This is a genomic window from Micromonospora sp. KC207, from assembly GCF_004348615.1.
Lineage (GTDB): Bacteria > Actinomycetota > Actinomycetes > Mycobacteriales > Micromonosporaceae > Micromonospora.
This window is the reverse complement of sequence record NZ_SMKJ01000314.1, coordinates 1-7,543: the sequence shown is the minus strand read 5'-3', so window position 1 is coordinate 7,543 and position 7,543 is coordinate 1. Positions and strand designations below refer to the sequence as shown.

Here is a 7,543-nt window from a genome sequence, read left to right as displayed (position 1 = left end):
GGGGGTGCCCGGTGACCGCCCCGCTGCCCCCGCTGCCCCCGGTGCCGCCGCTGGGTCCGATCCCCGGCACCTCCACCACCGGCGGACCGTCCATCGCCGACCCGACCGGGCTGCGCTACGACCGAGCCGACCTGGAGGACGCCGCGCCGGCCGGGCTGCCGCCGGGCGTAGACGGCTTCGCGGTCACCGGACGCCGCTCCGCCGGCACGTTCACGATGCCGGTCAAGCCGTGCTGCGGGGACCGGTTCATCAACGACGAGTGCGATTGCGCCGAGTTCGCCGAGCAGGCCCGCTGCGCCGAGGTGGTCGTGTGGCACCGGTTCGACCTGCGGGAGCTGGCCGCGCGGCACATCACGGCCGCCGAGCTGGACCGGCGCGAGCGGGGGGCCGCGTAGATGAGCCGCATCGTCGTCTGGTACTCCGACGGCGCCGCCAGCGCCGTCGCCGCGAAACTCACGATCGCCGAGCACGGACACGACAACGTCGTGGTCGCCACCACCGCCACCTACTCCGAGCACCCCGACAACGCCCGGTTCCGGGCCGACATCGAGCGGTGGCTCCAGCACCCGGTAGCAGAGCTGCGATCGACCGAGTACCACGACACCTGGGAAGTGTGGGAGCGCACCGGCTACCTCGTCGGTCCCGATGGGGCCCGCTGCACCGGAGAGCTGAAGAAGAAGCCCCGCTTCGGGTTCCAGCTCCCCAACGACGTGCAGGTGTTCGGCTTCACGCTGGAGGAGCGTGCACGCGCCGACCGGTTCCGCCAGCAGAACATCGAGGTCAAGCTCGCCACCCCACTCATCGACCACGGCCTGACCAAGGCTGACTGTCTGGGCCTGCTGGAGGCGGTGGGTATCGCCCTGCCGGAGATGTACCTGCTGGGCTACCGCAACAACAACTGCATCGGCTGCGTCAAGGGCGGCATCGGCTACTGGAACAAAATCCGCCGCGACTTCCCCGACGTGTTCGCCAGGATGGCGGCGCTGGAGCAGCGACTGGGCCGCACGGTGTTGCGGGAGGAAACCGGCGAGGTCGATGCGGCTGGGCATCGGGTCACGCGCCCGCTGCCGCTGATCGCGTTGGATCCGTCGCGGGGTCGGCACGCCGACGAGCCGGACATCGAGTGCTCGGTGCTGTGCGCAATCGCGGTTGAGGCGGTCGCGTGATGACCGCCCTGATCATCGCCGCCCTGGCCGCCCTCGTCGTCCTGCTGCTGTTGGTGGTGCGCCGCCAGGACAAGGACATCCGGCACCTGTCGCTGCGCGTCCGGCACCAGGCGCGCCGGATCCGCTGGCACCGGGAGGCCGAGCGGCAGCTCGGCGCGGACCTGCGCCAGCTCGCCGAGGACCGGATGCGCGACACCGCCACGGCCGTCACCGCGCCGGACGACCTGCCGGCCCTCGACCCGATCACCCTCCGCCAGGTCTGGGCGTGCAGCCCGGCTGACTTCGACACCCCCGGGAGCACCCGATGACGACCCTCGACACGACCTCCGCCCTGGACCTCGACGCCATCCGCCGGCTGATCGCCCGCTCCACCGACGGGCCGTGGGTCGTCGTCCAGCAGCAGGCCAACGGTCGCCGGTGGCTCGCGGTCGTCTCCCACCCTGATGACGAGATGACCTACGCCAACGTCGCCGAGGTGCCGTTGGAGCCCGGCGACGACATCAACGACTGGCGCAACGACGCCGAGTTCATCGCCGCCGCCCGGACCGACGTGCCCGCGCTGCTCGCCGAGGTGGACCGGCTCCGCGCCGCCCAGGCCGCCGCGCCGGGGCAAAACAAGCCGCCGGCCGGCGTGGACCTGACCACCTGGTGCGCCAAGGCCGCCGCCAACCACCGGGACTACGAGGAGCACGAACTCGCCATGTATACGGGCGACGACCGCGACCGGGCGATCGTCGAGTGGGTCGTCCGGGTCCTCGGCAACCCCGAGCTGGCCGAGTCCCGGTCCGTGCTCGCGGTGCTCGCCGCCCGGCACCACGACGAGCTGGCCCCGACGGGCACCGTCGACTGGCTCAAGACCCGGGTCGCCGAGCTGACCGCCGAACTGGCCGCACGGCGGTGGAGCCTCCCCGAGGAGCCGACCGACGTCACCGCCGTCCGCGACCGCACCGGACAGCTGTGGGTCTGCCCCGGTCGGCCCGGCAACAACCTGTGGTGGCGGGACAAGCTCGGCCACGGCATCGGCTACGAGTGGCACCAGCTGCTCCAGGCCGGCCCGCTGACCCCGGCCGCCCCCGAGGCGGTGGCCCGGTGAAGCAGCGACTCTTCCTCTTCTCCGCCGGCACCCCCCAGGCCCGGGTCACCTGCTCGCACTGCGGCTGGACCAGCCAGGGGCGCGGCGACGCGCAGAAGGTCTTCGACCGCAGCAGCAACCACGAATGCGCAGGGGTGGAGAGCTACCAGGACATGCTGGCCCGCCACGACGCCGGGGCGGTGGCCCGGTGAGCACCCGCTACCTCGGCCGGCACTGGCCCGACACCGTGCAGCGCGTCGACCCCGACCACCTGCTCAGCCCCGCCGCCGTGCAGCTCGTCACCCGCACCCCGGACCCGGTCCACGCCGGCCCCGACGACGCCACCGGCCTCATCCAGGTGCGCGACGTCGCCGCGACCGGCGCGTGGACCACCCCGCCGCCGGCCTGGGCCCCCACCGGAGAGGAGCCGTCGTGAACCTCCGACTCGTCCTCAACCGTCCGCCCGAGTGGCAGGAGCAGGCACTCTGCTCCCAGACCGATCCGGAGGCGTTCTTCCCCGAGAAGGGCGGCTCGACCCGCGAGGCGAAGCGGATCTGCTCGCGGTGCGAGGTCAAGACCGAATGCCTGGAATGGGCGCTGGAAATCGACGAGCGGTTCGGGGTCCTCGGTGGGCTCTCGGAACGGGAGCGCCGCAGGGTCAAGAGGCGGGCGGCCTGATGAACATCAACCTGACCCCCGAAGAGGTCGCCCGCTTCCACGCCCGGTTCGCCCCCGCGTCATCGGGCTGCCGCGTGTGGAAAGGCGAGAAGAACGGCAACGGATACGGCCGCTTCACGATCTGGCGGAAGGGCCGGCGTATCAGGCTCCTCTCGCACCGGGTCGCCTTCGCGCTGACCCAGGAACTGCGGGACGGCCAGGTGCTGCGGCACTCGTGCGACAACCCACCGTGCGGCAACCCGGAGCACCTCACCCCGGGGACCCAGACCGACAACGTCCGCGACGCCATGAAGCGCGGGCGCTTGGTGACCGACGGGCTGACCGTGTACCGGCAGCAGCGCGACGCCGCCGCCCGAGCGCGCCGAACCGCCGGCCGGAAGACGTGCAGCCGATGTCGGGTGGAGAAGTCGTTTGACGGCTTCTGCGCCAACAGGTCCAACTGCGACGGCCGGCAGTACGAGTGCAAGGAGTGCCAGGCCAACCGGCGACGCGCTGCTCGCGGCGGCATGAGCCAGAACGAGCGGCGCGCCCTGGGCCGGTCGGACAAGGCCGGGCAGGTGGCGGCGTGACGGCCCCCGCCGCCCAGGCCCCTGCTGTGGAGATCAGCCCGACCGACTTGCGGGCCCTTCGATTCCTCGCCGCCGGCTACACCGTCCGGCAGACCGGCACCCGCCTCGGCCTCACCGGCAGCGCGATCGCCATGCGGCTGCTGCGGATGCGCGAGCACATCGGCGCGACCACCAACGCCCACGCGATCGCGATCGCGGTCCGCACCGGACAACTCGACCTCACGGAGACCACCCGATGACCGCCCTGAAGACCCGCCAGCCCACCGGCCGCGTTCCGTGGCCGCTCATCCTCATCGAGGGTGGCGAGAAGGCCGGCAAGAGCTGGCTGATTGCCGAGCTGTCTGCTTCGCCGAAGGTCGGCCAGACCTACTGGATCGACCTCGGTGAGGGTGCTGGCGATGAGTACGGCGCTATCCCCGGAGCCCGCTACCTCATGATCGAGCACGACGGCACGTTCGCCGACATCCTCGGTCAGGTCGAAGCCGCCAAGGCCGAAGCTGCCCGGGTCGCCGCAGCCAAACTGCCCCCCGTCGTCCTGGGCATCGACTCCGCAACCCTGGAGTGGGACCTGCTCAAGGGTATCGCCGACGCGAAGGCCCGAGCCCGGCTGGCGAAGCGCGGAAAGCAGATCGCCCCGGACGCCGAGCCGCAGATCTCGATGGACCTGTGGAACGAGATCAACGCCAAGCACCGGCGGCTGATGACCCACCTGATGACCTTCCCCGGCATCGTCGTGGTCACCGCGCGGGGCAAGGAGGTCGCTGCGCTCGACAGCGGCGGCCGTCCGGTCGAGGGCAGCAAGGAGTACAAGGTCGAGGGCCAGAAGAACCTGGCCTTCGACGCCACGGTCTGGGTCCGCGTCTCCCGTGACCACCCGCCGATGGTCATCGGTGCCCGGTCGGTGCACGCCGGCATCCGGCCTGGGGTCGACCGGCCCCGGCCTGTCCCGGGGTTGACCCTGGAGAAGCTCGTCTTCGACATCTTGAAGTGCAACCCGGACACGGCGCACGTACGGGACCTGGTGCCGCTGTCCACGGCGGACGACTCGACCGGCCAGGACGAGCCGGCCCGCCCGGTGTCCGGCCCGCCGGCCGCTCGGCCCGTCTCCGGCCCGCCTGCGGCGCTGTCGGCCGCCGCTACCGGTCTGCTCGACGACCTCCGCCAGGCCACCGACGAGACCGGCCTGCGCCGGGTCTGGAAGGCCGCCGCGGACGCCGCCAAGGCGGCCCGGATCAGCGCCCCGGAGGTCACTCACTTTCAGGCGACGTGGAAGGCGCGCAAGGCGGAGCTGTTTCCGCCGGAGCCGAAGAACCCGGGCAACGACCCGGCCCGCCGCCGGATGTTCGCCCTGCTCGGCCAGGCCGACATCACCGACCGGGACGACCGGCTCGCCTACGTCAGCGACATCGCCGGCCGGGCGGTCGCCAGCACCAACGACCTGACCGCCACCGAGGTGTCCCAGGTGATCGAGCGGGTCGAGTCGTACATCGCCCAGCAAACCCCGCAGCAGATGGAGATGGCCGGATGAACCGCACGGAGAGGGTTCAGGAGGTGCTCCGCCTGGAGGGCCTCGCCGACGCCGCGAAGAAGCGCGCCGCCGAGCACCGGGCCGCCCTCGACGCGGACGCCCGCGCCGAGCTGGAGCGCGAGGGCACCGCCCCGTCGTGGCGGCTGCCCGACATCGGCACCGTCGCCCTGGCCGTCAGCAAGGAAGCCCCGGTCGTCGCCGACATCGAGGCGCTGACGAAGTGGTGCCTGGCCCGCTACCCGGGCGAGGTGGAGACGGTCCACCAGATCCGCGCGAGCTTCCAGACGGCCCTGCTGGGCCGGGTGGTGTGCGACGGGGACGTGGTGGTCGACCCGGGCACCGGGGAGGTTGTGCCGGGCATGGCGGTCCGGCTGGGCGGCATGCCGCAGTCGCTGTCCATCCGGCCCAGCAGGGACGCCCGCGCGGTGTACGCCGCCGCTGGCGCGCAGATGCTCGACGGGCTGCTGCTACTCGCCGGGGAGGTGCCGGGTCACCTGGACCCGGCCGACGTGCCGGGCGGTGACCGGTGAAGACGCGCATCCACCGCTCCCACGTCAGCATGCTGCTCGGGAAGCTGCGCCGGGGCCACCTGCTGAACGTCCAGATGCGGGAAATCGAGCGGCAGCTCGGCTACCCGCTGTCCGAGGCCGACCCGATGGAACTGCGCGGCATCATCGCCGCCCTGGAGGCCGTGAACGCTGCCCCGCTCGGCGGCGTCCGGTGACCCGCCGCGACCCGGGCGCCGCCGCCGGCACCGTGGCCACCGAGCCCGGCCGGTGCGAGTGCCGGCACCTGGAGCCGCTGCACACCCCCGGCGCCCGCGGTCGCGGCACCTGCTCCGCCTCCACCTGCTCCTGCCGCCACTACACCCCCGGGGCCGGCACCACACCGGCCCCGGGCGGGGGCGCGTAATGACCGCCCGGCAGCTCACCCCGCACCTGTACCAGCCCGACGGCGACCTGCCGGCCGACCACACCGGCGACCAGCCGTGCACCTGCCACCTGCCGCGCCGGCACGCCCGGCACACCGTTCCCGACACCGCCGACGCGCAGGCCGAGCACCTGCGCCGCATCGGAGAGGACCAGGACTGATGACCGCCACCGACGAGTACGCCGGCCGCCTCGCCGAGGTTGCCGCCGAGCTGGTCGTACGGGTCCGCGACGACGACCCGGAAGCCAACCTCCGCTGGCTCACCGCCACCCTGCCGACCAACCGGGAGCGCCTCGACCTGCTCTTCGTCCTGGCCGCCGCGGTGCCGGATGACCGGCCGTGGCTGCACCTGACCGCGTGGGCTCGCACCGCGCCGCCCGCCTCCGGGCCGGCGCTGCTGGCCGAGCGGTACGGCGACCTGCGCGCCGTCGCCGCCGAGCTCCGGCCGAAGGCCGCCTGACCGGCCGCCCGGCCCCACTTCCCCGGGGCCGGGCGGCCACCCGAACAACACCAGCACGACGACATAGACCAGGAAGGCACGACGTGGCGCGCATCCGCTCCATCAAGCCGGAGTTCTTCACCTCCGAGGTGGTCGCCTCGGTGCCGATCTCGGCCCGGCTCACCTTCATCGGCTTGTGGACGCACGTCGATGACAACGGCGTCACCGTCGACAACCCGAAGCTCATCACCGCCGCCCTCTGGCCCCTTGAGGACGACCCTCGCGAGGCTCTCGCGAGAACCTCCGGAGACCTCGCGAGCCTCTCCACGGCCGGTTTGATCGCCCGTTACGAGGTCTCCGGACGCCACTACCTGTTCATCGTCGGGTGGGACGAGCACCAGCGCGTCTCCCACCCCAGCAAGGCCCGCTACCCGCGACCGCCCGAGCCCATGACCAGCGAAACCGCCCCCAGCCCCGCTACCTCCGGAGACTCTCCGGAGAGTCTCGCGAGCCCTCCCGAGAGCCTCGCCCCTGAGCAGGGAGCAGGGAGCAGGGAGCAGGGAGCAAGGAACAGGGAGCAGGAGAGCCCGCGCAAGCGCGGCACCCGACTCCCCGACGACTTCGCCGTCACCAACGAGATGAAGACCTGGTTCGCCGCGAACTGCCCCGGCGTCAGCGGCGCCCGCGAGACCGAGAAGTTCCGCAACTACTGGTCCGCGAAGTCCGGCAAGGACGCCACCAAGGTCGACTGGCCGGCCACCTGGCGCAACTGGATGCTCCGCGCCGCCGAGGACCAGCGCGGCCGACCCGCCAACGGATCCCGCACCACCGGCGCGAACCGGCACCACGACAAGCGCCCCGACAACAACCCGTTCCGCACCGGCGAAGCCGTCGCCACCTACGCCAGCCAGACCACCGGGAGCACCCGATGACCACCACGCCCATCCGCGCCGCCCTCAACCTGGCCGCCCGCGACCACCAGGGCCGCACCATCGGCGACTGGCAAGCCCGCATCGCCCGCCACGCCACCATCACCGACGACACCCCCACCCTGGAGCAGATCCGCCTCGACGCCGACCGCGCCGAACTGGCCGCCATCCGCTCCCGGCAGGCCGCCAACCGGGCCGTCGTCTACACCCGCCGCCGCCCCTCCCGCTACAC

At 72.6% G+C, this 7,543-nt stretch carries 16 protein-coding genes and 1 pseudogene; all 17 read left to right on the top strand.

Annotation, left to right across the window (positions count from 1 at the left end):
- The coding region (locus E1258_RS27690; protein ID WP_207919753.1) for a hypothetical protein at positions 1-395 on the top strand (395 nt) is incomplete at its 5' end.
- A complete protein-coding gene (locus E1258_RS27685; protein WP_132406293.1) occupies positions 396-1,166 on the top strand; it encodes a hypothetical protein in 771 nt (256 codons plus the stop codon). It abuts the gene before it with no gap.
- A complete protein-coding gene (locus tag E1258_RS27680) occupies positions 1,166-1,474 on the top strand; it encodes a hypothetical protein (protein ID WP_132406291.1) in 309 nt (102 codons plus the stop codon). The genes E1258_RS27685 and E1258_RS27680 overlap by 1 nt, the downstream gene beginning before the upstream one ends.
- Entirely contained in the window at positions 1,471-2,259 is a 789-nt protein-coding gene (locus tag E1258_RS27675; protein WP_132406289.1) for a hypothetical protein, read from the top strand. The genes E1258_RS27680 and E1258_RS27675 overlap by 4 nt, the downstream gene beginning before the upstream one ends.
- Positions 2,256-2,450 carry a hypothetical protein gene (locus E1258_RS27670; RefSeq protein ID WP_132406287.1) on the top strand — a complete coding sequence of 65 codons (195 nt, stop codon included), beginning with the start codon at positions 2,256-2,258 and terminating at the stop codon, positions 2,448-2,450. Before E1258_RS27675 ends, E1258_RS27670 begins: the two co-directional genes overlap by 4 nt.
- Positions 2,447-2,674, top strand: a complete 228-nt coding sequence (locus E1258_RS27665) for a hypothetical protein (protein WP_132406285.1) — start codon at positions 2,447-2,449, stop codon at positions 2,672-2,674. The genes E1258_RS27670 and E1258_RS27665 overlap by 4 nt, the downstream gene beginning before the upstream one ends.
- Positions 2,671-2,916, top strand: a complete 246-nt coding sequence (locus E1258_RS27660; protein WP_132406283.1) for a WhiB family transcriptional regulator — start codon at positions 2,671-2,673, stop codon at positions 2,914-2,916. Before E1258_RS27665 ends, E1258_RS27660 begins: the two co-directional genes overlap by 4 nt.
- Positions 2,916-3,485 (top strand): hypothetical protein, encoded by a 570-nt coding sequence (locus tag E1258_RS27655; RefSeq protein WP_132406281.1) that lies wholly within the window; start codon positions 2,916-2,918, stop codon positions 3,483-3,485. The genes E1258_RS27660 and E1258_RS27655 overlap by 1 nt, the downstream gene beginning before the upstream one ends.
- A complete protein-coding gene (locus E1258_RS27650; protein WP_132406278.1) occupies positions 3,482-3,724 on the top strand; it encodes a hypothetical protein in 243 nt (80 codons plus the stop codon). The genes E1258_RS27655 and E1258_RS27650 overlap by 4 nt, the downstream gene beginning before the upstream one ends.
- On the top strand, positions 3,721-5,013 hold the full coding sequence (locus E1258_RS27645; RefSeq protein WP_132406276.1) for a hypothetical protein: 1,293 nt from the start codon (positions 3,721-3,723) through the stop codon (positions 5,011-5,013). The genes E1258_RS27650 and E1258_RS27645 overlap by 4 nt, the downstream gene beginning before the upstream one ends.
- On the top strand, positions 5,010-5,543 hold the full coding sequence (locus E1258_RS27640; RefSeq protein ID WP_132406274.1) for a hypothetical protein: 534 nt from the start codon (positions 5,010-5,012) through the stop codon (positions 5,541-5,543). Before E1258_RS27645 ends, E1258_RS27640 begins: the two co-directional genes overlap by 4 nt.
- A complete protein-coding gene (locus E1258_RS27635; protein ID WP_132406272.1) occupies positions 5,540-5,737 on the top strand; it encodes a hypothetical protein in 198 nt (65 codons plus the stop codon). Before E1258_RS27640 ends, E1258_RS27635 begins: the two co-directional genes overlap by 4 nt.
- Complete coding sequence (locus tag E1258_RS27630) at positions 5,734-5,925, top strand: hypothetical protein (protein ID WP_132406270.1); 192 nt, start codon at positions 5,734-5,736, stop codon at positions 5,923-5,925. The genes E1258_RS27635 and E1258_RS27630 overlap by 4 nt, the downstream gene beginning before the upstream one ends.
- Positions 5,925-6,104, top strand: coding sequence for a hypothetical protein (locus tag E1258_RS27625; RefSeq protein WP_132406268.1), 180 nt, complete (start codon positions 5,925-5,927; stop codon positions 6,102-6,104). Before E1258_RS27630 ends, E1258_RS27625 begins: the two co-directional genes overlap by 1 nt.
- Positions 6,104-6,403 (top strand): hypothetical protein, encoded by a 300-nt coding sequence (locus E1258_RS27620; protein ID WP_243715731.1) that lies wholly within the window; start codon positions 6,104-6,106, stop codon positions 6,401-6,403. Before E1258_RS27625 ends, E1258_RS27620 begins: the two co-directional genes overlap by 1 nt.
- 83 nt (positions 6,404-6,486) lie before the next feature.
- Positions 6,487-7,314, top strand: a complete 828-nt coding sequence (locus E1258_RS27615; RefSeq protein ID WP_132406266.1) for a hypothetical protein — start codon at positions 6,487-6,489, stop codon at positions 7,312-7,314.
- A pseudogene (locus tag E1258_RS27610) lies at positions 7,311-7,543 on the top strand (hypothetical protein); the annotation flags it as partial. The gene E1258_RS27615 and the pseudogene E1258_RS27610, both read left to right, overlap by 4 nt.